Annotated in this window: 19 protein-coding genes and 1 pseudogene; 4 read left to right on the top strand and 16 right to left on the bottom strand. The window is 73.7% G+C overall.

The window, feature by feature from the left end; translation table 11 throughout:
* Positions 1-2: 2 nt before the first annotated feature.
* Entirely contained in the window at positions 3-2,153 is a 2,151-nt protein-coding gene (locus ACGFZ2_RS04890) for a DEAD/DEAH box helicase (RefSeq protein ID WP_393450366.1), read from the bottom strand.
* 56 nt (positions 2,154-2,209) lie between these two features.
* Positions 2,210-4,063 carry a BTAD domain-containing putative transcriptional regulator gene (locus tag ACGFZ2_RS04885; protein WP_393450363.1) on the bottom strand — a complete coding sequence of 618 codons (1,854 nt, stop codon included), beginning with the start codon at positions 4,061-4,063 and terminating at the stop codon, positions 2,210-2,212.
* 142 nt (positions 4,064-4,205) lie between these two features.
* Between ACGFZ2_RS04885 and ACGFZ2_RS04880 the strand changes: the two genes are divergently transcribed.
* A complete protein-coding gene (locus tag ACGFZ2_RS04880; protein WP_393450360.1) occupies positions 4,206-5,042 on the top strand; it encodes a hypothetical protein in 837 nt (278 codons plus the stop codon).
* Positions 5,043-5,139: 97 nt separating this feature from the next.
* On the opposite strand, the pseudogene ACGFZ2_RS04875 reads toward ACGFZ2_RS04880, so the two are convergent.
* The 7 genes and pseudogenes from ACGFZ2_RS04875 to ACGFZ2_RS04845 all read right to left on the bottom strand — a co-directional run.
* Positions 5,140-5,259 (bottom strand): annotated as a pseudogene (locus ACGFZ2_RS04875) (short-chain dehydrogenase); the annotation flags it as partial.
* A 118-nt stretch (positions 5,260-5,377) separates the two neighbouring features.
* A complete protein-coding gene (locus ACGFZ2_RS04870) occupies positions 5,378-6,502 on the bottom strand; it encodes a branched-chain amino acid ABC transporter permease (RefSeq protein WP_393450357.1) in 1,125 nt (374 codons plus the stop codon).
* On the bottom strand, positions 6,499-7,389 hold the full coding sequence (locus ACGFZ2_RS04865) for a branched-chain amino acid ABC transporter permease (RefSeq protein WP_350707141.1): 891 nt from the start codon (positions 7,387-7,389) through the stop codon (positions 6,499-6,501). Before ACGFZ2_RS04865 ends, ACGFZ2_RS04870 begins: the two co-directional genes overlap by 4 nt.
* A complete protein-coding gene (locus ACGFZ2_RS04860) occupies positions 7,389-8,171 on the bottom strand; it encodes an ABC transporter ATP-binding protein (protein WP_393450354.1) in 783 nt (260 codons plus the stop codon). The genes ACGFZ2_RS04865 and ACGFZ2_RS04860 overlap by 1 nt, the downstream gene beginning before the upstream one ends.
* 55 nt (positions 8,172-8,226) lie before the next feature.
* On the bottom strand, positions 8,227-8,970 hold the full coding sequence (locus ACGFZ2_RS04855; protein WP_357457389.1) for an ABC transporter ATP-binding protein: 744 nt from the start codon (positions 8,968-8,970) through the stop codon (positions 8,227-8,229).
* A gap of 6 nt (positions 8,971-8,976) precedes the next feature.
* A complete protein-coding gene (locus ACGFZ2_RS04850; RefSeq protein WP_393450351.1) occupies positions 8,977-10,176 on the bottom strand; it encodes a substrate-binding domain-containing protein in 1,200 nt (399 codons plus the stop codon).
* A 631-nt stretch (positions 10,177-10,807) separates the two neighbouring features.
* Positions 10,808-11,932: a glycerophosphodiester phosphodiesterase gene (locus ACGFZ2_RS04845; protein ID WP_393264875.1), complete on the bottom strand. Its 1,125-nt coding sequence runs from the start codon at positions 11,930-11,932 to the stop codon at positions 10,808-10,810.
* 140 nt (positions 11,933-12,072) lie between these two features.
* Between ACGFZ2_RS04845 and ACGFZ2_RS04840 the strand changes: the two genes are divergently transcribed.
* The gene (locus tag ACGFZ2_RS04840) at positions 12,073-13,407 is read left to right on the top strand and encodes a TrkH family potassium uptake protein (RefSeq protein WP_393450348.1); all 1,335 of its coding nucleotides are present in this window, start codon (positions 12,073-12,075) and stop codon (positions 13,405-13,407) included.
* A gap of 25 nt (positions 13,408-13,432) precedes the next feature.
* Positions 13,433-14,065, top strand: a complete 633-nt coding sequence (locus ACGFZ2_RS04835; protein WP_393451424.1) for a potassium channel family protein — start codon at positions 13,433-13,435, stop codon at positions 14,063-14,065.
* A 28-nt stretch (positions 14,066-14,093) separates the two neighbouring features.
* Here the strand turns inward: ACGFZ2_RS04835 and ACGFZ2_RS04830 are convergent, their stop codons facing one another.
* From ACGFZ2_RS04830 to ACGFZ2_RS04800, 7 genes are all read right to left on the bottom strand, one after another.
* Complete coding sequence (locus tag ACGFZ2_RS04830) at positions 14,094-15,719, bottom strand: protein kinase (protein ID WP_393264871.1); 1,626 nt, start codon at positions 15,717-15,719, stop codon at positions 14,094-14,096.
* Between the two features lie 71 nt (positions 15,720-15,790).
* A complete protein-coding gene (locus tag ACGFZ2_RS04825; protein ID WP_393450345.1) occupies positions 15,791-17,344 on the bottom strand; it encodes a fused MFS/spermidine synthase in 1,554 nt (517 codons plus the stop codon).
* 36 nt (positions 17,345-17,380) lie between these two features.
* Positions 17,381-18,451 (bottom strand): coiled-coil domain-containing protein, encoded by a 1,071-nt coding sequence (locus tag ACGFZ2_RS04820; protein ID WP_393451421.1) that lies wholly within the window; start codon positions 18,449-18,451, stop codon positions 17,381-17,383.
* A 192-nt stretch (positions 18,452-18,643) separates the two neighbouring features.
* Positions 18,644-19,456, bottom strand: coding sequence for an inositol monophosphatase family protein (locus ACGFZ2_RS04815; protein ID WP_393450342.1), 813 nt, complete (start codon positions 19,454-19,456; stop codon positions 18,644-18,646).
* A complete protein-coding gene (locus ACGFZ2_RS04810) occupies positions 19,449-19,901 on the bottom strand; it encodes a response regulator (protein ID WP_091102297.1) in 453 nt (150 codons plus the stop codon). Before ACGFZ2_RS04810 ends, ACGFZ2_RS04815 begins: the two co-directional genes overlap by 8 nt.
* Positions 19,898-21,682, bottom strand: coding sequence for an ATP-binding protein (locus tag ACGFZ2_RS04805; RefSeq protein ID WP_393450339.1), 1,785 nt, complete (start codon positions 21,680-21,682; stop codon positions 19,898-19,900). Before ACGFZ2_RS04805 ends, ACGFZ2_RS04810 begins: the two co-directional genes overlap by 4 nt.
* Positions 21,679-22,857, bottom strand: a complete 1,179-nt coding sequence (locus ACGFZ2_RS04800) for a PP2C family protein-serine/threonine phosphatase (protein ID WP_393264861.1) — start codon at positions 22,855-22,857, stop codon at positions 21,679-21,681. The genes ACGFZ2_RS04805 and ACGFZ2_RS04800 overlap by 4 nt, the downstream gene beginning before the upstream one ends.
* Positions 22,858-23,155: 298 nt before the next feature.
* On the opposite strand from ACGFZ2_RS04800, the gene ACGFZ2_RS04795 reads away from it, so the two are divergent.
* Entirely contained in the window at positions 23,156-25,531 is a 2,376-nt protein-coding gene (locus tag ACGFZ2_RS04795) for a M28 family peptidase (RefSeq protein WP_393450336.1), read from the top strand.
* Positions 25,532-25,556: the final 25 nt, after the last annotated feature.

Genomic DNA, 25,556 nt, shown 5'->3' with positions numbered 1-25,556 from the left:
GCTCAGCCGGCCACCGCCAGGGCAAGGGGCAGCACGTCGGGGGCGCCGGCCCGGCGCAGCTCCCGGGCGACCATCGTCATCGTCCAACCCGAGTCGACCAGGTCGTCGACGAGGAGCACCGGTCCGTCGAGGCCGGCGAGGGTGTCGGCCAGGTCCTCCGGCACGCTGAAGGCACCGTGCAGCGCGCGTACCCGCTGGGCGCTGTTGCCGCGCGGGCCCCCGCCGGCCGGGCCGGCCGCCGTCACCCGGCCGAGCATCGGCAGCCGGCCGACGGCGGCGATCCGCTCGGCGAGCGAGCCGACCAGCCGGGGCCTGCTGCGCGAGCCGACCGCGACCACGCCGACCGGGCGGCGCGGCCACGGGTCGTCCCCGTGCGCCCACGCCTTCAGCACCTCGACCACGGCGGCGGCCACGTCGTCGGGGACGGCGACGTCGGGCGCCTCCGGCGCCACCAGGTCGCGCAGCCGGCCGCCCCACCCCAGGTCGGACAGCCGCCCCACCCCGCGCCCCGGCAGCGCCTGCTCCGCCGGGGCGATCCGCCCCTTGAGCGGTACGCCCACCGCCTCCAGCCCGGTCGGCCAGAGCTTCTTCGGCGCGATCTCCACGCCGGGTCGGCCGAGGAAGGTCTGCGCGGCGGTCAGCGCGACGTCGGACACCTCGGGCGTGAACAGCGGGCCGGCGCAGCGGTCGCACCGGCCGCAGCCGGTCGCCCCGGCGTCGTCCAGGCACTCGCGCAGGTAGCGCAGCCGGCAGTCGGGCGTGGTCGCGTACTCCCGCATGGCCTGCTGCTCGGCGGTGCGCGCCTGGGCGACGCGGCGCAACCGGGCCTCGTCGTAGACCCAGGGCTCGCCGGTGGCGAGCCAGCCGCCGCGCACCCGGCGGACCGCGCCGTCGACGTCGAGCACCTTGAGCATCAGCTCCAGCCGGGCCCGGCGCAGGTCGACGATCGGTTCGAGGGCCTGCGTGGAGAGCGGGCGGTCGGTGTGCAGGGCCGCCAACACCGCCCGGACCTGCTCCTCCGGCGGGAACGCCAGCGAGGCGAAGTAGCGCCAGATCGCGGCGTCCTCGACGCCGGGCAGCAGCAGCACCTCGGCGTGCGCGACGGCGCGGCCCGCGCGGCCGACCTGCTGGTAGTACGCGATCGGCGAGGGCGGCGCGCCGAGGTGCACCACGAAGCCCAGGTCGGGCTTGTCGAAGCCCATGCCCAGGGCGCTCGTGGCGACCAGCGCCTTGATCTTGTTGTCCAGCAGGTCCTGCTCGGCGGCGCGCCGGTCGGCGTCCTCGGCCTGGCCGGTGTAGGAGGCGACCGCGTAGCCCCGGGAACGGAGGAACTCGGCGGTCTCCCCCGCCGCGGCGACGGTGAGCGTGTAGACGATGCCCGACCCGGGCAGCCGGTCCAGGTGGTCGGCGAGCCAGGCCAGCCGGTGCGCCGGGGTCGGCAGGTCGAGTACGCCGAGGCGCAGCGACTCCCGGTCCAGGCTGCCGCGCAGCACGAGGGCGTCGCCCAGCTGCTCGGCGACGTCGGCGGTGACCCGGGCGTTGGCGGTGGCCGTGGTGGCGAGCACCGGGGTCCGCTCGGGCAGGTTGTTGAGGAAGGTACGCAGCCGCCGGTAGTCCGGCCGGAAGTCGTGCCCCCAGTCGGAGACGCAGTGCGCCTCGTCGACCACCAGCAGGCCGGTGGTGGCGGCCAGCTTCGGCAGCACCGTGTCCCGGAAATCTGGGTTGTTGAGCCGCTCGGGGCTGATCAGCAGCACGTCGACGGCCCCGGCGTGGATCTCGGCGGTGATCTCGTCCCACTCGTCGAGGTTGGCCGAGTTGATCGTGCGGGCCCGGATGCCGGCGCGGGCCGCCGACTCGACCTGGTTGCGCATCAGCGCCAGCAGCGGCGAGACGATCACGGTCGGGCCGGTGCCGCCCCCGTCGCCCTGTCCGGCGGCGGCATCGTGGTCGCGCCCCCGCAGCAGGGCAGTAGCCACGAAGTAGACGGCCGACTTGCCCCACCCGGTGCGCTGCACGCAGAGCACCCGGCGCCGGTCGACCACCAGCGCCTCGATCGCCCGCCACTGGTCCTCGCGGAGCCGGGCGTGCTCGCCGGCCAACCGCCGCAGCACCGCCTCGGCCCGCTCCCGTACCGCCGTCCGATCCTGGCTCATCCGGCATTTCTACCAGCGCCGGACGACCGCGCCCCGGTTCACGCCGGAGGTTCCGGTCACGATCCGGCCGGTGGCGGTCGCTCCGGCGTGGGAGCCTGTGCCGGGGGCAGGAAGAACAGCAGCTCACGGAGCCGGTCGGTGACGGTCGGCGGCAGCAGGCAACGGCCGGCGAGTTCCTCCATCGAGGCGTACGGGCCGCGCAGCCAGCGGTCCACCGCGATCTGGCGGCACTGGTCCGCGGTGAGCCCCGGCAGGCCGGCGAGCACCACCTCGGGAACGGTGTTGACGTCGACCAGGCCGCCGTCGTCGAACGTCCGGGACAGGTCGGGCCGCCCGATGCGCAACTCGTTCCGGGCGGCCGGGTAGTGGTAGAGCAGGTAACGGGCGTGCTCACGGCGGATCCGCCGCTCCTCCTCGGCGCGGTGTCTGGCACTGCCCTGGCCACCGGTGAGCGCCGCCCAGACCCCGCGGCTGAGCAGGACCACGTGTGCCGCCCCGACCAACCAGGTGATCGCGGCCAGGCCGAGGAAGAGCACCGCCTGCGGTCCGGGCACCTCGGCGTCCGGATTCTCCACGTCGAGCATGGCCACCTCGACCGCGAGGACGACCAGGTAGCCGACGCCGACGAGAGCCAGGCGCCAACTGCGCCGCCAGGCGGCGTACGCCAGGATCACCAGCCAGGTGAGGCACCCGAACGAGAGCAGAACGAGCGCGGTACCGGCGATCGTGGCGGTCGCGCTCGCCCAGCGGGGCAACGGCGTCCTCGGGCGCTTGGCGTCGACCACGGGCGGCAGTGCGGCGGCCGGGGGCGGACCGTACGCCGGCTGGGGCACCGGGCCGGCGGGCGGTGAGCTGACGGGCAGCGGCCCGGCCGGCGGCGGTACGGCCGGCGGCCCGGACGGGGCGGCCGCCGAAGTGGATGGTGCCGACGGTGGCGATGCCGGGGACGACGGTGCCGGCGGAGGTGAGGACGCGGCGGGTGGCCCGACCGGCGGGGCCGCGACGGTCGGTGCCGGCTCCGCCGGTGGAGCCGCGACGGTCGGTGCCGGCTCCGCCGGCGGGGCCGCGACGGTCGGTGCCGGCTCCGCCGGCGGAGCCACCTCGGCGGCAGCCGGCGGCAGTGGCCCGGCAGTGGTCGGCATGAGCGCCGGGTCGGAACGAAGGATGCGGCGGTGCAGGTCCTGGAGCGCGTCGCCCGGCTCGATGCCGTACTCGTCGCGCAGCATCTCGGCGAACTCCCGATAGGCGGCCAGCGCTTCGGCCTGCCGTCCGCCGCGATACAGCGCCAGCATCAACTGGTGCCTGAGCCGCTCCCGCACCGGGAACTCCGCGGTCAGGTCCACCAGCTCGCCGATCAGCTCCCGGTGCCGGCCCAGACGCAGCTCCAGGTCGGCCCAGCTCTCCAGTGCGGTGGCCCGCAGCTCGACCCAGCGTTGCCGGGCGGACTCGAAGTACGGGCCGGCGAAGCCGGTGAACGGCTCGCCGTGCCACAGCTCCAACGTGGATTTCAGCTCGCTCACCGCCTCGGCGGCCCGGCCCTCCGCACGGAGCCGCTCGGCCCGGCGGATCCCCCGCTCGAAGCGCACAGCGTCGACCGCCTCCGGCCCGACACGAAGCTGGTAACCGGCGTCGGTCAGGGTGAGTACCTGGCCGGGGCTGCGCGGTGACCGCTCCGGCTCGATCACCCGGCGCAGCCCGGCGACGTACTTCTGCACCACGTTCGTGCCGTTCGCCGGCGGCTCGTCCGGCCAGACCGCGTCCACGATCTGCGCGGTGGTGACCGGGCGGCCGGCGGCGAGCAGCAACACGGCCAGCACGGCGCGCTGCTTGCCCGGCCCGAGGTCGATCTCCCGCTCGCCGCACCAGGCCCGCTGGGGCCCGAGAACCTCGAAGCGCAGCGTCCCTGACATGCGAGTTTCCCGCTCCTGACACCCCCGCTGCGTGCGCCACGGCAGTGCACGGCAGTCGGACCGCAGCATATCGGCAGTGGTTCCGCCGTACCGGCCGGCAGCATCTGTCCCGGCAGACGCCAGACTCGTGAAGGAAGAGACCATGATGACGAACGGAACCGGCCGCGCCGGCACCGTCCGACGGAACGCCGGCGCCCTGGCCGCCGTCCTCACCGCGACCACTCTGCTCGCCGGGTGCGGCGCGATCGGGACGGGTTCCGAGGCCGGAGAAACCGCCTCGGGTCAGGCGAGCCCGACCGCCACGCCCAAGCAGGCGCTCCTCGCGGCGGTGCCGGACGGCACCGAGGGTGCGTTCCGGTTCACCGGCAAGGACGCCACCGCGGACCTGTCCGGCGTGGTGGACCCGGACGCGAAGGGCATCGACCTCACCGCCGCGGTGAAGGACCCGGAGCACGGCTTCACCACCCGGATGTCGTTCCTGGTGGTCCAGGAGCGGACCTGGATGAAGGTGAAGTTCACCGGCACCGAGGGGCTCACCGGGCTGCCGAAACTACCGAACCGCTGGATGGAGCTGGACCGGGCCCGGCTGACCGATCCGGAGAGCACCCCGACGTACGAGGGGGCGGACGTCGGCAACGCCGGGCCGATCATCGAGGCCGCCACCAGGGTCGAGGAGAAGAGCGACCGGACGTACGCCGGGATCGTCGACCTGACCGGCGGTGCGGCTGCCGAGGCGGTCGGCGAGGAGGAGGTCGCGGCCCTCGGCGACGCCGCCCGGCAGGTGCCCTTCACCGCCGTCGTCGGCGCCGACGGCAACCTCGCCTCGCTCACCGTGGACGTGCCGGCCGCCGGCAAGGCGAAGGCCTGGACGTACGTGGTGAAGTACCTCGACTACGGCGCGGCGCCGAAGCTCGCCGCGCCGAGCGGCGACGCCGCGCAGCAGGCACCGAAGTTGGCGTACGAGATGCTCAACGGCTGATCGACGGCGCAGGCGACCGGGTGTCGCGGCCGCACGGGGGGCCGCGACACCCGGTCGCTCTGTGCTCCGCTGGATATCCCGGCCCGTCGCGCAGCTGTCAGCGCCCGAGGGCGGAGCCGCCGTCGACGCCGAGTACCCGGCCGGTGACGTGGCCGGCCAGGTACCGGACGGCCTCGGCGATGTCGTCCGGTACGCCGGCCCGCCCGACCAGCGTCGCCCCACGACAGAGACCCCGTCGATCATGAGGTTATTGCCACCGTCAACGGCGTTTCGCGGCAACTTCATGATCAACGGGGTCTGTCGGGCCGGGCGGAGGCCGGGTGGGTGGGGGTCGGTCAGGGGCGAGGGGGGCGGCGGAGCGAGTGGCGTAGGAGTGCCACGCGGGGGGCGAGGCTGGCCAGGCCGCCGGGGAAGAAGTAGACGGCCAGGATGAAGACCGTGCCCAGCACGAACAGCGGCTGCGACAGCGGGCGGCTCAGGAACCCGGGCAGCGCCTCCACCGCGTCGGAGGTGCCGAACGCGACCAGGCGGTGGTCCAGGTACATGTAGAGGATGCCGCCGATCACCGGGCCCCACCGGGTGCCCGGCCCGCCGAGCACCACCATGACCAGCAGCGCCAGGGTCCACTCGGAGGAGGTGATGTGCGGGTTCGCACCGCTGACGATCAGGACGTAGACCACGCCGCCGGCCGCCGCCAGCCCACCCGCAAGGGTGAACGCCACCAGCTTGAACCGGTACGGGTCGAGCCCGAGCACCCCGACCCGCCGCTCGTCGTCGCGCAGGCCGGCGAGCACCCGCCCGGTCGGCGAGCCGGAGACCCGATGCACGACGAAGACCACCACGACCAGGTACGCCAGCGCCAGCCAGTAGAGGTTGACCGTGTTGGTGACCCCGACCAGCGCCTGCGGCAGCCCGGAGACGTCCAGCGGCAGGCCCTCCTCGCCGCCGGTCAGCCCGCCGAAGTCGCGGGCCACCAGGATCGCACCGACCTGGGCGAAGGCCAGCGTCACCATGGCGAACGCGATGCCGACCGTGCGCAGCGCCACCGCGCCGAGCAGCGCGGCGAGGATCGTCCCGCCGGTGATCGCCAGCAGTGCCGCCTGCCACAGCGGCAGCCCCGCCTTGGTGATCAGGATGTCCGTGCCGTAGACGCCGGCGGCGAAGTAGAGGGCGTGCCCGAAGGACAGCATCCCGGTGCGGCCGAAGAGCAGGTCGTACCCGGCGGCCAGGCCGCCGAAGACCAGGCAGACGGCGAGCAGTTGCAGGGTGCCCGGGGAGTTGAGCGCCCCCTCGAAGATGCCCGGCAGGTGCAGCGTGGAGTACGGCAGGATCAGCGCGACCACCAGCGCGACCAGTGGCAGGAACGGGCGCAGTCCGTGCCAGCGTCCCCGGCGCGGGTCCAGCTCGTCGGGCACCGCCGCGGGCGGAGCCGGTACCTCGGGGCTCTTGACCTCGGTCATGCCGTTGCCACCTTTCCGGCGATGCCCTGCGGGCGCAGCAGCAGCACCACGGCCAGCAGCGCGACCACGCAGATGTCGCCCAGCCCGGAGGTGCCGTAGTAGTTCACGAACTGTTGCGTCAGCCCGACGGCGACGGCCGCGTACGCGGAGCCGACCACCGAGCCCATCCCGCCGATGACCACCACGATGAACGCGAAGATCAGCAGCGAGCTGCCCTGGCCGGGCGAGACGGTGCCGAAGTAGACGCCGCCGAGCGCGCCGGCCAGCGCCGCCGCCGCCCCGCCGATCGCGAAGACGAGGGTGAACGCCTTGCGCACGTCGATGCCGAGCGCGGTGACCATCTCCCGGTTCTCGACGCCGGCCCGGATGATCAGGCCGTAGCGGGTCCAGCGGAGGAAGGCGAGGATCGCGCCGAGCACCAGCACCGCGGCGATGATCAACAGCAGGCCGCCGTTGGGCACGTTCGCGCCGAGGATCGAGGTGACCTGCCGGGTCCACTCGGGGCGCGGGAACGGCCGGGCGTCCGCGCCCCAGGTGGCCTGGAGCAGGGCCACGCCGGCCAGCGAGAGACCGACGGTGACCAGCACCTGCTCGATGGTGCGGGAGTAGAGCGGCCGGATCAGCACCAGCTCGACCAGCATCGCCACCAGCGTGCCGGCGGCCACCCCGAAGGCGACGGCGACCACGAAGCCGAAGCCGTCCGAGCCGGCGCCGGGCAGGTTGTGCGCCGCCCACCAGGTCCCGTACGCGCCGACGCCGAGGAAGACGCCGTGCGCGAAGTTGAGCACGTCGGCGAGGCCGAAGACCAGGGAGAGCCCGCTGGCGACCAGGAAGTAGAGCGCCGCCAGGCCGAGCCCGGTCAGCGCCAACAGGATGACGGTGTCCATCAGTGCTGGTCCTTCCTCGCGCCTGCGGGGCTCGCAAGCTCACTCCTCGCGCTCGGCGCGTGCCCCTCAGCCGAGCCCACGCCCAGCAACGACTTGGTCAGGGCGGTCTCCAGCAGCAGCTCCTGGGCGTCGCCGGTCCAGACCACCTGCCCGGCGGCCAGCACGACCGCGTCCCGGGCGAGCCGCCGGACCACCGCCAGGTTCTGCTCGACCAGCAGCACCGGCACGGACTCGGCGACCCGTTCCAGCACCTCGGCCACCTCGGTCACCACCTTCGGCGCGAGGCCCTTGGTCGGCTCGTCGATCAGCAGCAGCCGGTTGTCGTTGAGCAGCACGCGGCCGATCGCGAGCATCTGCTGCTGCCCGCCGGAGAGCGAGCCGGCCCGTTGCCGTCCGCGCCGGTCCAGCTCTGGGAAGAGGGCGTAGACCTTGTCGTAGGCCGGGGTGGTGCCGCGGCGTTCGGCGAGCCGCAGGTTTTCCGTGACGGTGAGCCCGGCGAACACGCAGCGGTCCTCCGGCACGTAGCCGAGCCCGCCGCGGATCAGCCGGTGGGTCGGCCGGGCCAGCAGGCTCTGCGCGCCCATCCGGATCGTGCCCCGGACCTCGCCGCCACGCGGCGTGAGGCCGACGATCGCGCGCAGCGTGGTCGTCTTGCCGACGCCGTTGCGCCCGAGCAGGACGGTGACGCCGGTCGGGGCGACCGTGAAGGACACCCCCTGGAGGATGTGCAGCCCGGCGATCCGGACCGACAGGTTCTCCACGCTGAGAATCGGTTCACTCACAGTGCCGTCTCCGTTCGCGACTGCGGGACTCGCAAACCCGGCTCATTCCTCGCGCTCACAGCGACTCCCCCAGGTAGGCCTCTTGCACGGTGGGGTTGGCCATCACCGTCTCCGGGGTGTCGCAGGCGAGCAGCGCGCCGTGGTGCATCACGGCGATCCGGTCGGCCAGCTCCAGGATGACGTCCATGTGGTGCTCGACCATGAGCACCGACCGGCCGCTGTCGCCGGTCAGCGAGCGGATCACCGAGACGAGTTCGGGCACGTCCTCGGCGCTGACGCCGGCCATCGGCTCGTCGAGCAGCATGACGCGGGGCTCCCCGGCGAGCAGCAGGGCGATCTCCAGCTTCCGCTTCTCGCCGTGGGCGAGGGTGCCGGCGAGGGCCTCGCCCCGGTGGGCGAGGCCGACCCGGTCGAGCGCCGCGTCGGCGGCGGCGGCGACCTCACGGTCGGCCGCCGCCCGCCGCCACAGCTTCATCGAGCCCCCGCGGTGCGCCTGCACGGCGAGCCGGACGTTCTCCCGCACGCTGAGCGAACCGAAGACCGAGGATGCCTGGAAGGTACGGCCGAGCCCGAGGCGGGCCCGCCGGTGCGGCGGGAGGGAGCCGATGTCCTCCCCGTCGAGGGTGATCCGACCTTCCGTGGCCCGGCGTACGCCGGTGATCAGGTTGAACAGTGAGGTCTTGCCGGCGCCGTTCGGCCCGATGACGCCGAGGAACTCCCCGGGCGCCAGGTCGAGGTAGACGCTGTCGACGATGGCGACCTCACCGATCCGCCAGGTCAGACCGCGGGTGGCGAGCATCTGTTGTCAGCCCTTCATCGCCACGGCCGGCGGCGCGGTCTCGTCCCCGGTCAGCGCCTTCTGGGCGGTGGCCGTGAACGTGGTGCCGCTGCCGGTCAGCTTGGCCTGGAACATCGGCTGGAGCAGCGCGTGGTCCTCGGCGCGGATGCTCATCTTGCCCTTGACCCCGTCGAAGCTCCAGCCCTCCAGGGCCTTGACCATCTTCTCGACGTCGTCGCCACCCTCCTCGACGGCGCGCACGACCATCTGCGCGGCGGCGAAGCCGTCCGGGTGGAACAGGTCGACGGTGCCGACCTTGGCCTTCAGCGCCTTGGCGGCCTCGTTGTCGGAGGCCCCGTCGAAGTAGTGCGACAGGAAGGAGATCTTGGCGCCGGCGGCGCCGAAGGTCGGCCACGAGGCGCGGATGTCCAGGCCGGTGACGACGGTGGTGGAGGAGAGCACGCCCTGCTGGTCGAGGGTCTGCCACATGGCCGGGGCGGTGGTGCCGGCCCAGGCGACGAAGAGCAGGTCCGGCTTGGCGGACTTGATCTGGCTGGCGAACGGGGTGAACTCGGTGGCGCTCGCCGGGGCCCGGACGCTGCTGACGGTCGCGCCCGCGCCGCCGATGACGGTCTTGACGGCGGCCTCGTTGGCGTCGCCGAAGGCGCCGTCCTGGGCGAAGACCACGACCTTCTTGCCGGCCGGGTCGCCGATGAACGACTTGGCGGTCACCACGTCCTGGTACGACTGCCGCCCGGAGCGGAACGTGTACTTGTTCGCGCCGGTCACCGCGTCGGTGGCGGCCGGCCCGGAGATGAAGAGGACCTTGTTCTGCGCGGCGATCGGGGCGACCTGGAGCGCCACGCCGGACGCCGTCGAGCCCGCGATGATCTTGTTGCCCTTACCGATCAGGTCCTTGGCCGCGGAGACCGCCTTCGCCGGGTCACCGGCGTCGTCGACCTCGGTGATCTCGATCGTCCGGTCGCCGACCTTGTTCGTGCCCTTGGTGGCATAGTCGAGGCCGGCCTTGAACCCCTCGATGTACTGCTTGCCGTAGCTGGCGAGGGCTCCCGACTGGGAGTACACCAGGCCAACCTTCACCGGGGCGGCGCTGTCACCGCCGCCGGAGGCGGTTTCCTGCGGGCTGCCACAGGCCGTGGCGGCGAGCGCCGCGGCCATCATGGTGGCGGCGGAGAGGAACACCCGCCGCGTCGTCCGGACCGTCATTGCGACTCCACGTGAGGACTCGGAGGTAGGGAACTACATGTGACGGCTCACGCTAGAAGTGACGTCACGCACGGGCTATGTGGCCGAAACACACAAGTAACAGGGGTGGGGTGGCCGAGAGTTACAACGGTCACGACCCGGCAGTGACGGCGCACGTCCGCGATGGGTCTCCGGGCCATCGATGGAAACGCTCCTGTGTCGCCCCGCGCCACCGACACCCACCGAATGCCGTATTCCGCCCGCCGCCCGCCGGCCGCGCCTCCCCGTCAGGCACCTGCCTCGCTGGACCGCCTGCGAGATCTTGGTACGAAGACGCCCCTGGAGGGGCCGTTTCGTACCAAGATCTTCGGCGTCCGCTGCCCCTCAGGTCACCGGTCGGGGTGGACGTCATCGGGCCGGGGGCTGCCCTATACATGGGGCAGCTCGACAGCGTCCACGCAGCCACCCGGCACACCTGAATCGTCTGCGACATCAGCTCGACAGGCACGTGACACAGGTGCGCGGGGCACGGACAGCCCGCCCGGGCACCACGGCCACCCCGGGCACCACGGGCACCACGGGCACCCCGACAACGACGCCGGCCCGGCACCCGGGGGAGGGTGACGGGCCGGCGACGGGGCGGCGGGATCGGTCAGCGTCGGGCGAGACCCTCCCGGGCGGCGACGGCGGTGTCCGGGTGGTCGCTGAAGATGCCGTCCAAGCCGAGGCCGAGGAACAGCTCGTACTCGGCCTGGATGTCGCCGCGGGCGTTCGGGTCGGTGCCGATCCGGAAGTCGGCCGGCAGGAACTGGTTCTCCGCCCGGAACGTCCAGGCGTGCACGACCAGCCGCTCCCGGTGCGCGTCCCGGACCAGGGTGGTCGGGGCGAGCAGCTTGCCGGTGGCGTCGCGCGGGACGATCAGGTTCTTCTGCGCGCCGACACCGTCGGCGTAGCCGGCGATCCACTTCAGGCCGGCCGGCTTCGCCAGGTCCTGGTAGGTGCGGGCGTCGCCGGCGACGGTGAAGTCGTACGGGCGGCCGGTGGCGTCGAGGAGCTGGGCGAGCTTGACGTCGATCATCCGGTCCAGCTTGCGCAGGTTGGCCGTCTCGAAGGACTGGATGATCACCGGCGAGTTCCGGTGGGTCAGCTTGTTGCGCCGCAGCACCTCGACCAGCGGCTCCTCCAGCGGCAGCCCGATGGACGCGAAGTAGGTGGGGTGCTTGGTCTCCGGGTAGACGCCGATCGTGCGCCCCCGCGCCCGCCCTTCGGCGCGGGCCAGGTCGATGACCTCCTGGAGGGTGGGCACGTCGAACCGCCCGTCGAACGCGGTGTTGCCGACGCGCACCTGCGGCAGCCGCTCCTTGGCCCGCAGCGTCTTCAGCTCGGCCAGGGTGAAGTCCTCGGTGAACCAGCCGGTGACCGCGACGCCGTCGATGGTCTTCGTGGCCTTGCGGGCGGCGAACTCGGGGCGGGCGGCCACGTCGGTCGTACCGCTGATCTCGTTCTCGTGCCGGGCGACCAGCGCGCCGTCGCGGGTCGCGACCAGGTCCGGCTCGATGTAGTCCGCGCCCTGCCGGATCGCCAGCCGGTAGGCCTCCAGGGTGTGCTCCGGCCGGTAGCCGCTGGCGCCGCGGTGGGCGATGACGAGGGGGCGGTCGGTCGCCCGGGCCCGCTCGGCGGCGGGCGCCGGGGCGGCCGACGCGGCCACGGTCGGCACGGCCACGGCGGCCGCGAGCAGGGCCCCGGCCACTCCGAGGGCGGAAAGGGTACGTCGCAACGCCGTCTCCTGTCGTCGAGGGATCCGCCTCAGCAGACCTGTCCGGATTGACGGCGAGTTGGTCGGCGGCTGACGGGCGGATGAACCCTGGGCATGCCGGTTTCGACACCCGGATCGCGATGGAAAAGGAAGATTGTCTGGTGCGCCGGCTTCTCCGTCACCCCGTACGGATCGTGCCGTTCGGCTTCCTGGTGGCGATCCTGCTCGGCACCGGGCTGCTGATGCTGCCCTGGGCCACCAGCGAGCACAGTTACACCCCGTTCCTGACCGCCCTGTTCACCGCGACCTCGGCGGTCTCGGTGACCGGCATGGCGGTGGTGGACACCCCGAACTACTGGAACGACTTCGGGCTCGTGATGATCACCGTGCTCACCCAGGTCGGCGGCCTCGGCATCGTCACCGGGGCGACGCTGGTGATCCTGGTGGTGGCCCGGCGGCTGGGGCTGCGCAGCCGGTTGCTGGTGCAGGCCGAGACCGCCGAGTTCGGCATCGGCGACGTACGCCGGCTGCTGCTGCGCATCGCCGGCCTCGCCCTGGCCTGCGAGTCGGTGATCACCGCGATCCTGACGGCCCGGCTGTGGATCACCTACGACTACCCGTTCACCCAGGCCCTCTGGAACGGTGTCTTCCACGCCGTCCAGGCCTTCAACAACGGCGGGTTCGCCCTCTACACCGACAACCTCATCGGCTTCTCCTCCGACGCCTGGGTCACCCTGCCGCTGGCGATCGGCACCGTCATCGGCGGGCTCGGCTTCCCGGCGCTGTTCGAGGCGACCCGGGAGTGGCGGCAGCCGCGTCGCTGGGCGGTCGCCACCAAGCTCACCATCTGGGGCAGCCTGACGCTGCTGGTGGCGGGCTTCCTGGGCCTGCTGGTCATCGAGTGGGCCAACCCGAGCACGCTGGGTCTCTACGCCTGGCCGGACAAGCTCCTCGTGGCGTTCACCCAGAACGCGTTCATCCGCACCGGCGGCTTCAACGTCGTCGACGTCGAGGCCCTGGAGGACGAGACCTATCCGCTGATCATCGCGCTGATGTTCATCGGCGGCGGCAGCGCCAGCACCGCCGGCGGGATCAAGGTGACGACCTTCTTCCTGCTCGCCTTCGTCATCTGGGCCGAGCTGCGGGGCGAGCCGGACGTGACGGTCGGGAACCGCCGGGTGGCCACCGCCAGCCAACGCCAGGCGATCACCGTCGCGCTGCTCAGCGTCGCGCTGGTGGCCGTCGGCACGGTGCTGCTGGTCTTCCTCACCGAGGGGGTCCGTTACTACCAGGCGCTGTTCGAGGTGACCTCGGCGTTCACCACCACCGGCCTCAGCGTCGGGGTCGCCTCCGCACTGCCGGAGAGCGGCCAGCTCGCCCTGATCGTCCTCATGTTCGTCGGCCGGGTCGGGCCGCTGACCCTCGGGTCGGCGATCGCCCTGAACACCCGCCGGCGGTTGTACCGCTACCCGGAGGAGCAACCCATTGTCGGATAGGAACACGAACGAAGGCGGCGTCCTGGTGATCGGGCTGGGCCGGTTCGGCTGTCACCTGGCCGGCGCGCTGACCGCGCTCGACCACGACGTGCTGGCCATCGACCGCAACCCGGACCAGGTGCAGCGGTGGTCGGCCGAGCTCGACCGCGTCGTACAGGCCGATGCCACCGAGGAGGGGGCGCTGCGCCAGCTCGGCGTGACGGAGTTCGGCCGGGCGGTGGTCGCGATCGGCGCCTCGGTGGAGGCGAGCGTGCTGAGCGTGCTGGCGCTGACGGAGCTGGGCGTGCCGCAGATCTGGGCCCGCGCGACCTCGGAGAAGCACGCGAAGATCCTCAGCTCGGTCGGCGCGCACCACGTGATCTTTCCCGAGGCGGAGACCGGCGAACGGGTGGCCCACCTGATCGTCACCAGGATGCTCGACTTCATCGAGTTCGGCGACGACTTCGCCATCGCCAAGGTGTGCGTTCCGGAGGCGATGGTCGGCCGGCCACTGACGGACCTGGTGCCCACCGAGCGCTACGGGGTGCGGGTGGTCGGCGTGAAACTGCCCGGCGAACGCTTCCGGTACGCCACCGACGCGACCGTCATCTCCCCGGGCAGCATGCTGATCATCGAGGGGAGCATCGCGCAGGTGCAGAGCTTCGCGGCGCTGAGCTGACCGGCCGGCTCAGCCGACCCCGGCGGACTCAGTCGTCGTCATCGTCCCTTCCCCTTTCCTGGCTTGCTTTTTTTCCACCACCCGACCCCTTCCCCTTGCCGGAGTTGTCGGACTTGGCCTTCGAGCCGCCCGCGGAGGTGCCGGCCTTCGCCTTCGGAGCCTTGGTCGTCGGGGCCTTGGTGGCGGGCGCGGTGCTCGGCGCCGAGCCGGCCACGCCGGAGACCTGCACCCCGCAGGTCTCGTCGCCGAGGCGGAACTCCACCGGCAGCGGGTTGGCCCCGGTGTGACGGCCGGTCAGCGTGAACTTCTCCGACGCGCCGGGGGCCAACGCCCGCTCCGGGGCCGGCTCCACGAGCACCGTCCGGCCCTGCTGGCGTACGGGCACGGGCACCGACTTCGTCACGGTCTGCTGGCCGGGAAAGGTGAAGCTCATCCGCCAGGCGCGCAGCTCCTGCTGGCCGGTGTTGGTCAGGGTCAGCTCGGCGGCGAAGTCCTTGCCGGAGTCCTTGCGCAGCGTGTACGCCACGCGGCAGGGCGCCGGCTGCTCCGCGCCCATCCGCGCCTGCGTCGGCTGGTCGATGCCGCCGCTGGCCGGGCTGCGGGCGGTCACCCCCCACAGCGCCGCGGTCACCGCCACCAGGCCGGCGGCGGCCACCCCCGCCTCGACCCGCCGACGCCGGGCCGCCGCCCGCCGGTTCCGCGTACCGGAGAACGGCAGCGCGTCGGTGGCGGCGGACCAGGGCAGGATCGTGGTGCCGGCGCTGGCCAGCTCGGCCGGGTCCACGGGCCCGGCGGCCGGGGAGACGGGCACCGCCGCGATCATGCCGGCCGCCTCGGCGAACGTCCGGGCGACCTCGGCGGTGCCGGGCCGGTCCTCGGGCCGCTTCGCCAGGCACCGGTGCACCAGTTCGCGCACCTCGTCGGGGAGCCCCGGCACCGGCGGCATCGGCTCCGGGTCGTTGTACATGTGCGCACGCAGCATCTGGGTGGTGGTGCTCGCCTGCCAGGGCAGCCGGCCGGTGAGCATCCGGTAGAGCAGCAGGCCCACCGCGTACACGTCCGTGGCCGGAGAGACCTGGCCGTTGTCGAGCCGCTCCGGGGCGAGGTACGCGGGCGTGCCGAGCAGGGCCCCGTCCGGCCCCTTCTCCTTCTCGCCCACCAGCGCCGAGATGCCGAAGTCGACGACCTTGACGCCGGTGGCGGTCAGCATGATGTTGCCCGGGGTGACGTCCCGGTGCACCACGCCCCGGGCGTGTGCGGTGGCCAGCGCCGAGGTGACCTCCGCGCCGATCGTCACCGCCTCCCGCCAGGGCAGGCTCCCGCGGCGCAGCCGGCCCGTCAGCGACTCGCCGTCGACCAGCTCCATGACGACGTACGGCACGGTCAGGCCGGCCTGCTCGGACTCGCCGTAGTCGTAGACGTTGGTGATGTTGGGGTGGCACAGCCGCGCCGCCGCCTGCGCCTCGATCCGGATGCGGTGCCGGAACGCGCGGTCGGCGGCCAGCCGGGACGCGAGCACCTTGACCGCCACCTGGCGGCCGAGCACCTCGTCGTAGCCCCGCCACACGACGGACATGCCGCCCGCGCCGAGCTGCTCGATCAGCCGGTACCGCTCACCCAGCAGTTGCGCGCCGTCCCGGATCGGTCCACCCATGGGAGTCGTTGTTGCCCCGGACTGCCCCGGCTACACCTCGGCGGTCGGAATCGGTCACCGATGTCACCCGATCAGGCGGTCGCGAGGAGCTGGTCCACCGGGGCGTAGTCGTCGGTCAGCACCAGCGCCTCGCCGACGAAGGCGGTCAGCTCGGCGCCCGCGAGCAGGGTGGCGCCCTCCCGCAGGTCCACCAGCCGGACACGGATCGCGTCCAACGGCAGCGGGGCGTCGGAGGCGACGATGAGGAAGTTGGCGCCCTCCTGCCCGGCGAGCGCCGCCGCCGGGGCGATCACCGCGACGTGCCGGAACTCGGCGGCGACGGTGGCCAGCTCGCTGCGGATGAAGCGCAGCGGCGGGTAGTCGATGACGTTCTGCACGTAGACGCCGCCGGGCCGGGTCACCCGACGGATCTCGGCGGCCATCTCCCGGGTGGACAGGTGCCAGGGCACCACCAGGTGCCCGAAGGCGTCGCCGACCACGAGGTCCCGGCTGTCGGTCGCCTCCCCCGCCACCAGCATCCGGGCGTCACCCACCACCGCCCGCAGGTCCGGCCCCTGGCGTACGCCCAGCTCGCGCTCGCCCAGCTCGACCAGCCCGCCGTCGATCTCGAACACCACGTTGTCCGTGCCCGGGCGGGTGGCGGTCAGGTAGCGCGGCACGGTGAACCCGCCGCCGCCCAGGTGCAGCGCGTCCAGCCGCTGCCCCTTCGGAGCCACCACGTCGGCCACCGCCCCGATCCAGCGCGTGTACGCGTACTCCAGATGGGTGGGGTCGGCCAGGTCCACGTACGAGTGCTGGGCCGAGTTGAGCAGCAGGGTGCGGCCGGAGTCCCGGCCGGGGTCGGCCTCGACGCTGGCGCAGTGGTAGGCCGTCTCGATGTCGCACGGGTTCGGGGCGACCGTGGTGAGCCCGGCGCCGACGAGACCGAGCACGGCCAGGGCCACCTTGGCCCGCGCCGGGCCGGGCAGCTCCGCCCGGTCCTGCCGGCGCAGCCACACCCCGAGACCGAGCCCGGTGAGCCCGAGCGAGGCCGCCAGGGCGAACAGGATGACCGTGCTGGGCAGCGCGGCGACCAGCACGAAACCGGTGCCCAGGGTGGCGGTGATGCCGCCCAGCGTGCCGATGCCGGAGAGCCGGCCGACCACCTGACCCGTGCGCCGCAGGTCGGCGAGCTGGAGCTTGACGACCAGCGGGGTGACCGCGGCGAGCAGGGCCGCCGGCACGAAGACGGCGAGCGCGACGAGCAGCAGGATGGCCGTGGCCGCCCCGCCGCGCAGCACCTCGCCGACGTACCGGACCACGGGCAGGGTGACCGCGGTGGCGATGCCGGCCAGCACCAGCGCCGGGGCCAGCAGGGTGCGCGGGTTGCGCCGATCGGCCAGCCAGCCGCCCGACCACGCCCCGTACGCGATGGCCGCCAGCGCGATGCCGATGACCGAGCTGGTCACCTGGAGGGTCACCCCGACGTACGGCCCGACCAGGCGCAGCGCGACGGTCTCCAGCACCAGGACGGCGCCGCTGGAGAAGAAGACCAGGAACGCGGCGAGCCCGTTGGGCAGGGCCCGGGCGGCCGGCCGCTCCGGCTTGGCCGGCGGGGCCGTGACGTCGGACGATGGGGAGCTCACCCGCGCGATGGTACGCAGGGAACCTGGGGCCGCGGGTCAGTACATCGAGAGATGAACATGGTTCGTGTGGTCGGCGGCGGGGCTGCCGCTGCCGCCGTACGCCCGCCACCCGGTGCCCGGGTGCCAGATCTGCCGGTACCAGATCACGTAGAGCACGCCGAGCCGGCTGGCGTTGCGCACGTGCCAGGCGGCGAGGCTGTCCCCGTACGCCTTGTCCCCGCCGGTGGCGGTCCTGTCCTCGAACCCGCCGGCGGCGGCCGAGAAGTCGCAGGCCCGGCCCTTGGGATGCTCACCGGAGCCGCCGCTGCGGTAGCAGGAGACGTGCCGCTTGTAGCCGGCGTTCTGGGTCTGCTGGAGGGCGTTGAGCGTGCGCGGGGTGATGCAGCCGGAGGTGGTGGGGTCGTTCACCGAGCAGGACTCCGAGGGCCAGGAGCCGTCGGGGTTGCGCGGCGCCGGCTTCGCCGAGGAGGAGTTCCCGCCGCTGAAGCCGCCGCTGCTTCCCGAGCTGACCGCCGCGAGCGCCGCCTCGGCCTCCTTCTTCTTCTTCGCCATCACCGCGAGCTGCTTCTGCTGCTCCCGGACCTCGGTGTCGAGGGCGATCTTGGCCTGCCGCGCCTGCTCGCGCGCCTCGGTCAGGTCGCGCAGCCGCCGGCCGTCGCGCTGTGCCATCAGGTCCAGGTGCGCCGCCCGCTCCAGGAACGCCTCGGGCGAGGCGCTGTTGAGCAGCATCGCCGTCGGGGTGAGCCGGCCCACCCGGTACGACTGGGCGGCCACCTCGCCGACCTGTGCGGTCAGCTCGACCAGCCGGCCCTCCAGCGTGGTCAGCTGCCCCGTCAGCGTCTTCTGCCGGCGCTTGGAGTTGTCCAGCTTCGCCTTGGCCTCGATGTGCGCCTTGGCGGTGGCTTCCAGGGCGTCCCGCAGCTTCTTGGTGCCGCCCTCGTTGGGCTCCGCGTACGCGGGCACGGCGCCGCCGCCGAGGAGCAGCGCCACCGCGACGAGCAGGGCGACCAGCGGACGGCGCACGGCCGACGGGGCGGGCAGCGGGCGGCGGGCACGCCGCGCCGACAGGACGATCAGCGGACGACGGCCGCGACGCCCGACGGGCATGGTCCTGCGCACGAAAGCATCCTTTCGTCGGCCGCCGGCCCCGGGTGACAGCGCTGCGCGGCGGCGGCCCCCGCCGGGCGCCGGTCGGCGGCCTGCTGGCGGAGACCGGCGGCCAGGATACCGGACCGGCCGCTCGTGATCAGGCCCGTGACCGCCCCGGCCATCGGACATCGACGTAGTGTCGCATCGACGTCACGCAGCGCCGAGCAGCGCCTCGTGGACCTCCGCCCAGACCCGCTCGCTCGCCGCGACCAGCAGGCCGTGGCCCTCGTCGGCCGGGTGGTAGTCGGTGCCGTCGAAGCGCCGGGCGACGCCGCCGGCCGCCCGGACCAGCAGGGTGCCGGGGGCGTGGTCCCACGGCAGGGTGCGCCAGAACAGCGCGAACTGCTGGTCGCCGGTGAGCACGTCCAGGTATTCCCGGCCGGCGCAGTGCTGGCCGGGGAGCAGCTCGCCGACCCGCCCGCCGCCCGCCTCGACCCGCGCCTTCGCCGCCGGCGGCAGGAACCGCGACATCGCGGCACCGCGCAGCGCGTCCACGGGCGGCGTGTCCACGGCGGTCCGCACCGGCCGGCCGTCCAGCCACGTCCCCTCACCCGCCCGCCCGACGGCCAGCGTGCCGGCGAGCGGGTCGAACACCCAGGCGGCCGCCGGCTCGCCGTCGGTCAGCAGCGCCACCATCAACGCGAACGGCCGCCGGCCGGCCGCGAAGTTCGACGTGCCGTCGACCGGGTCGACCAGCCAGACGTCGCCGGACCCGCGCAGGTGGCGCAGCAGGCCCGGGTCGTCGGCGACGCCCTCCTCGCCGACCACCACCGAGCCGGGGCGCAGCCGGCGCAGGGCCGCCGAGATCATCTCCTCGGCACGACGGTCGGCGACGGTGACCAGCTCGCCCGGCGCCTTCTCGGTGACGTCGGCGTCGTCCAGCTTGCGGAACAGCGGCAGCACGACCTGGTCGGCGGTCTCGTGCAGCAGCCCACCGACGTCGTCGAGGAGGGTGTCAGCCACGCGGCGGCAGCTTGACCACGCTGACGAAGAACTCGTCGATCTGCCGGACCACGGAGATGAACCGCTCGAAGTCCACCGGCTTGGTCACGTACGCGTTCGCGTGCAGCTGGTAGCTGCGCAGGATGTCCTCGTCGGCCTGGGAGGTGGTCAGCACCACGACCGGGATGCGGCAGAGCTGCTCGTCCTTCTTGATCTCCTCCAGCACCTCCCGCCCGTCCCGGCGGGGCAGGTTCAGGTCGAGCAGGACCAGGTCCGGGGTCACCGCGTCCGCGTACTGGCCCTCGCGCCGCAGGTAGGCCAGCGCCTCGGCGCCGTCCGAGACGACGGTCAGCCGGTTGCGGAGCTTGTGCTCCTCGAAGGCCTCCTGGGTCATCAACACGTCGCCCGGGTCGTCCTCGACCAGCAGGACCTCGATCGGGCTCTTGCCGTCCGCCGGTGCGGTCATCCCACCGTCTCCCTCATGTCACCCGTTCTACCGCCTGCCGGCGCCCGGTCGGGGCCGTCCGTGGCGTCCGTCTCGTCGCCGGAACCAGTGGCCTGCTCCGGCACGCCGGTCGCCCCGCCGATCGTCCCGCCGTCGTCCTCGGCCCCGCTCGTGCCGTCGCCGTCCCCGGCGTCGTCGGTCGCCGGCCCGTCGGTCGCGGGCCCGTCGGCATCGGCGGCGGCGGTCGCCGCCTCGACGTCCTCGGGCAGCGCGGGGAGGGTGAAGCGGATCGCGGTGCCCTCCTCGGTGCCGGTGTCCACCCAGACCCGGCCGCCGTGGTACTCCACGATCTTCTTGACGATCGCCAGGCCGATCCCGGTGCCCGGGTACGCGTCCTTGGCGTGCAGCCGCTGGAAGATGACGAAGATCTTGTCGGCGAACTCCGGCTCGATCCCAATGCCGTTGTCCTGGCAGCTGATCTCCCACTCGTCGCCGACCAGCCGGGCCGAGACGTGCACCTTCGGCGGCACGTCGGGGCGGCGGAACTTGATCGAGTTGCTGACGAGGTTGGCCAGCAGGTTGGTCAGCAGCGGCTCCTCGCCGCGGATGACGGGCAGCTCGCCCCAGGTCAGCTCGGCGTCGGCGTACTGCCGGGCGGCCTCGGTCTGGCCGGCCACGTCGCCCATGACCTTGTTCATGTCGACCTCGGTGAAGCCGGTGGTGAGCCGACCGATCCGGGAGAACGCCAGCAGGTCGTTGATCAGGCGCTGCATCCGCTGCGCACCGTCGACGGCGAACGCGATGTACTGGTCGGCCCGCTCGTCCAACTGCCCCGCGTACCGGCGCTGGAGGAGCTGGCAGAAGCTGGCCACCTTGCGCAGCGGCTCCTGCAGGTCGTGCGAGGCGACGTACGCGAACTGCTCCAGGTCGCGGTTGGAGCGGGTGAGTTCCTCGGCCTGCTTCTGGAGCTGGCTGTTGACCCACTCGATCCGCTCCCGGGCCTCCCGTACCTCGTCCAGCTCCTTGGCGATCTTGCGCCGCATGGCGTCGACGTCGCCGGCGAGCCGGACGAACTCGGGCGGGCCGGCGCCGGTGATGCCGTGCCGGTAGTCGCCCTCGGCGACCTCCCGGACCTGGTCGGCCAGCCCGGTCAGCGGGCGGACCACCATCTTGTCCAGCGAGATCAGCAGCATGCTGCCGGCGATGACCACCACCGCGACGGCGGCGATCAGCAGGACGACCAGCTGGTCGCTCGTCCGCCGGACGTCCGCGGCGCTCTGCTGCCGGGCCTCGATGATCTTCGACTGGAGGTTCTCCAGGGCGCCGCGGACCTGGTCGAACTGCGCCCGGGCCTGGTCGGTGACGAGCGCCTGCCCGGCGGCGGTGCCGCTCTGCTCCGTCGTGGTGATCACCGGCACCGCCACCGACCGGCGCCAGGCCTCGGCCCGCTCCTCGACGACCCGCAGCTCCGCCCGGATGCCCGGGTAGTCGTCGAGCAGCCGCTGCATCGCGGCGACCAGGTCGCGCTCCTGCGCCCGGCCGGCGTCGTACGGGGCCAAGTCGGCAGGGTCGCCGCTGACCGCGTAGCCGCGCACGGCGGTCTCCTGGTCCAGCAGCGCGTTCAGCACCTCCTGCGCCTGCACCCGCAGCGGGCCGGTCTTGTTCAGGATCGCGTCGATGTGCGTCCGGTTCTTCGCCGCCACGACGACCGCGCCACCGGCCAGACCGACCAGGAGCAGCGCGACGACGGCGAGCAGGGTGACGACCCGCTGACGCAGGGTCCACTCGCGGACTCCGGTCACCGGCCACCGCCCCGGCTGACCAGCAGCATGGCGACGTCGTCGGCGAGCGGCCCGCCGTTGAGCTGCTCGGCGCTCCCGACCAGCCAGGCCGGCAGCTCGGCCAGCGGCACGGCGAGACTCGCCGGGTCGGCGAGCAGGCCGCCCAGGCCGGGCACGTCGAGGCGTTCGTCGCCCTCGCCGACCCGCCCCTCGATCAGCCCGTCGGTGTACATCAACAGGGACCAGTCATCGGTGTCGAACTCCAGGTCGTAGGCCACGGGCCGGCGGGGTCGTACGCCGAGCAGCAGGCCGCCGGGCGCCGGAACGGGCACCACCTTGCCGCCGGCGAGCAGCAGCGGCGGCGGGTGCCCGGCCAGCCGGACGGTGGCCCGGTTGGCGTCGAGGTCCAGCCGCGCGGTGGCGACGGTCGCGAAGATCTCCTGGAGGCGGCGCTCGCTCATCAGCACCTGCTCCAGCGCCGGCAGCACCTCGTCGTCCGGCACGCCGGCGAGGATCAGCGCCCGCCAGGCGACCCGGAGCTCCACGCCGAGCGCCGCCTCGTCCACGCCGTGCCCACAGACGTCGCCCACGATCAGCTCCAGCCGGTCGGGGCTCGTCTGCACCACGTCGAAGAAGTCGCCGCCGATCAGGGCGGCGTGCCGGCCGGGCCGGTAGAAGGTGTGCACCGCGACCTCGTCGGTCGTCATCAGCGGCTGCGGCAGCAGGCCCCGTTCGAGGCGGGCGGACTCGGCCTGGCGCAGCTCGACCTCGCGCAGCCGCCGCGCGTTCTCGTCGGCCCGCTTGCGCTCCACCGCGTAGCGCAGCGCGCGGGTCAGCAGCACCCCGTCGACCTCGCCCTTGACCAGGTAGTCCTGCGCGCCCTCGGCGACCGCGACGATGCCGAGGTGCTCGTCGGAGCGGCCGGTCAGCACGCAGACCGCGGCGCCGCTGGCCATCTCCAGCACCTGGCGCAGGCCGTCGAGGCCCTGCGCGTCGGGCAGGCCGAGGTCGAGCAGGACGCAGTCGACGCCCACCACCCGCCGCCGGGCCTCGCTGAGGCTCGTCGCCACCAGCAGCTCGATCATGGAGTTGGTCTCGGCGAGCAGCTCGCCGACCAGGAAGGCGTCGCCCTCGTCGTCCTCGACCAGCAGCACCCGCAGCCGCTCACCCGGAGGCAGGTTGGGGTGCCTTCCCATGCCGCCGTGCGGGTACGGCACGACAGGAGAACCGGCCGAGCCGGCCCCCCGGTGCGGCCGGGTCACCGCCGCGAGACGCGGAAGTTCGCTGGTGATGTCGGGCTCCTTCCGAGTGCCCTGCTGATCCTGTATTAGACAACGTTCGCACACAACACGACGGGCGCCGCAGGCGCGGGCATGGGCCGGATCACCGCCGCCGGGCGGCCCGGGCGCTGCCCCGCCCGTCCGGGGGAGTCCCGCGGGCGCCGCCCCGGTGCAGGATTGGTGCCACCCCTGGCCCCACCCCCGAGGAGTCCCCGTGGGCGCACCCACCACCCGCGCCGCCGACCGTGCGCTCGCCCGGCCACGCCGCCGGTTGGCCGCCGCCGCGGCGGCGCTCGTCGCGCTCGTCGCCGTCGGCGCCGGCACGCTGCTCGACCTGCGCACCCCGGCGCCGCGACCGGCCGACGCGCCGCCCGGCGAGTTCAGCGCGGGTCGGGCGTACGAGCACGTCAAGGTCGTCGCGGCGCGGACGCACGTGGCCGGCAGCCCGGCCAACGACCAGGTCCGCGCCCACGTCGAGGGGGTGCTGCGCGGCCTCGGCCTGGAGACGGAGGTGCAGGACACCGTCGCGCCCGAGGCCGGCCAGCTCAGCGGGGCGGCCGGCGGCGCCACCCTGGCCCGGGTCCGCAACGTGGTGGCCCGGCTCCCGGGCACCGATCCGACCGGCCGGGTCTTCCTCGTCGCGCACTACGACTCGGTCCAGTCCGGGCCCGGCGGCAACGACGACGCCGCCGGCACCTCGGCGATCCTGGAGGTGGCCCGCGCGCTGGCCGCCGGCCCCCGTCCGCGCAACGACATCGTCTTCGTGCTCACCGACGCCGAGGAGGCGTGCCTGTGCGGGGCGTCGGCGTTCGCGTCGGGCCACCCCCTGGCGGCCGACGGCGGGGTGGTGCTCAACCTGGAGGCGCGCGGCTCCACCGGCCCGGTGATCATGTTCGAGACCTCGCGGAACAACGCGGCGCTGGTGGACGCCTTCGGCCGGGGCGCGCCGCACCCGGTCGGCACGTCGTTCGCGGTGGAGATCTACCGGGCGCTGCCCAACGACACCGACTTCACCGCGTTCCTCGACGCCGACTTCGTCGGGCTGAACTCGGCGTACATCGACGGCGGGGCGATCTACCACACCCCGCTGGACACCCCGGCGGCCATGGACCGGGCCAGCCTCCAGCACCACGGCGACAACGCCCTCGGCCTCGCCCGCGAGTTCGGCCGGGTCGACCTGACGGCGCTGGAGTCCGGGCACGACGCCACCTACTTCCCGGTGCCCGGCGGGCTGGTCCGCTACCCCGGCTGGCTGAGCCTGCCGCTGGCGCTGCTCGCGCTCGCCGCCGTGGTGGCCCTCGGCTGGCTGGCTCGGCGGCGCGGCCGCGTCACCGGGGGCCGGCTCGCCGCCGGGTTCGGGCTGACGCTGGCACCGATCGTGATCGCCCCGCTCGCCGCCCAACTGCTCTGGGCGGCGGTCACCGCGGTCCGCCCCGGCTACGCCGAACTGCTCGATCCGTACCGGCCCGCCTGGTACCGGCTGGCCGTGGTGGCGCTCGCCGCCGCCGTCCTGTTCGCCTGGTACGCGCTGACCCGCCGCCGGGTCGGCCCGGCCGCGCTCGCGATCGGCGCGCTGGGCTGGCTGGCCCTGCTCGGGGTGCTGCTCGCCGTGCTGGTGCCCGGCGGGGCGTACCTGGTCACCCTGCCGGCCCTGGCCGGCGCGCTGGCCGGGTTGGTCGCGGTGGGCGCGCGGATCGACGGCCCGTGGCCGGTGGTCGCGGCGACCCTGGCCGCAGCGGTGGCCGTGGTGGTCCTGCTGCCCACCGCCGTACTGCTGTTCCCGGCGCTCGGCATGGCGATGGGCGGCGTCGCGGCGCTGGTCGCGGTGCTGCTCGGCCTGGCCTCGCTGCCGGTGGTCGACCTCCTGCACCCGCAGGCCGGCGGCCAACGGGGCATGGTCGCCCTGCGCGCCCGCCGGCTCGGCGCGCTGCCGGCCGCAGCCGCCGCGCTGGCGGCGGCGGTGTTCGCCGGGGTCGGGCTCGCCGTCGACCGCTTCGACGCCGCACACCCCGCGCCCACCCACCTGATGTACGCCCTCGACGCCGGCACCGGGCAGGCCCGCTGGCTCTCCCACGAGGAGGACCCGCAGCCGTGGACCGACGGCTACGTCGACGGGGTCGTCGGCGTCGCCGACTTCCCCGGCCTCGGCGACGCCGAGCTGCGCGTCGGTCCGGCGCAGGCGGCGAACCTGCCCGCGCCGAAGCTGGAGGTGCTCTCGGACACCACCGCCGGCACCGAGCGCACCCTGCGCCTGCGGCTCGTCCCGCAGCGCCAGGTCCGCCTGGCCACCCTGCACGTCGACTCGGCGACCGCGACGGTGCTACGCGCGGAGGTGGCCGGCCGGTCGGTGCCGGCGGAGGCCCGGGAGGGCCGCTGGGGCTTCGGCGTGGTCTTCCACGCCCCACCGCCGGAGGGCGTCGAGGTGACCCTTACCGTCACGCCGAAGGCGGGGCAGATGGCGCTGCGCGCGATGGACGCCAGCGACGGTCTGGACGCGCTGCCCGGCTTCCGGCCCCGCCCGCCCGGCGTGGGGGTGGTCGGCTCGCACAGCTCGGAGATGCTGGCGGTCGCCCGCACCTACTCCCTCTAGTCGCAGGAGCGTCCCGGCACTACTT

The sequence above is a fragment of the Micromonospora sp. NPDC048063 genome (genome assembly GCF_043202855.1).
Taxonomy (GTDB): Bacteria; Actinomycetota; Actinomycetes; order Mycobacteriales; family Micromonosporaceae; genus Micromonospora.
Note: the sequence above shows the minus strand (reverse complement) of the source record. Positions and strands in the feature narration are given on the sequence as shown.

Excerpts from the sequence above, each read along its gene's own strand:
- ACGFZ2_RS04820 (WP_393451421.1), bottom strand. The coding sequence starts at position 18,451 with ATGCCCGTCGGGCGTCGCGGCCGTCGTCCGCTGATCGTCCTGTCGGCG.
- ACGFZ2_RS04855 (WP_357457389.1), bottom strand. The coding sequence starts at position 8,970 with ATGCTCGCCACCCGCGGTCTGACCTGGCGGATCGGTGAGGTCGCCATC.
- ACGFZ2_RS04870 (WP_393450357.1), bottom strand. The coding sequence starts at position 6,502 with ATGACCGAGGTCAAGAGCCCCGAGGTACCGGCTCCGCCCGCGGCGGTG.
- ACGFZ2_RS04800 (WP_393264861.1), bottom strand. The coding sequence starts at position 22,857 with ATGGGAAGGCACCCCAACCTGCCTCCGGGTGAGCGGCTGCGGGTGCTG.
- ACGFZ2_RS04890 (WP_393450366.1), bottom strand. The coding sequence starts at position 2,153 with ATGAGCCAGGATCGGACGGCGGTACGGGAGCGGGCCGAGGCGGTGCTG.
- ACGFZ2_RS04810 (WP_091102297.1), bottom strand. The coding sequence starts at position 19,901 with ATGACCGCACCGGCGGACGGCAAGAGCCCGATCGAGGTCCTGCTGGTC.
- ACGFZ2_RS04880 (WP_393450360.1), top strand. The coding sequence starts at position 4,206 with ATGATGACGAACGGAACCGGCCGCGCCGGCACCGTCCGACGGAACGCC.
- ACGFZ2_RS04885 (WP_393450363.1), bottom strand. The coding sequence starts at position 4,063 with ATGTCAGGGACGCTGCGCTTCGAGGTTCTCGGGCCCCAGCGGGCCTGG.
- ACGFZ2_RS04865 (WP_350707141.1), bottom strand. The coding sequence starts at position 7,389 with ATGGACACCGTCATCCTGTTGGCGCTGACCGGGCTCGGCCTGGCGGCG.
- ACGFZ2_RS04830 (WP_393264871.1), bottom strand. The coding sequence starts at position 15,719 with ATGGGTGGACCGATCCGGGACGGCGCGCAACTGCTGGGTGAGCGGTAC.
- ACGFZ2_RS04850 (WP_393450351.1), bottom strand. The coding sequence starts at position 10,176 with ATGACGGTCCGGACGACGCGGCGGGTGTTCCTCTCCGCCGCCACCATG.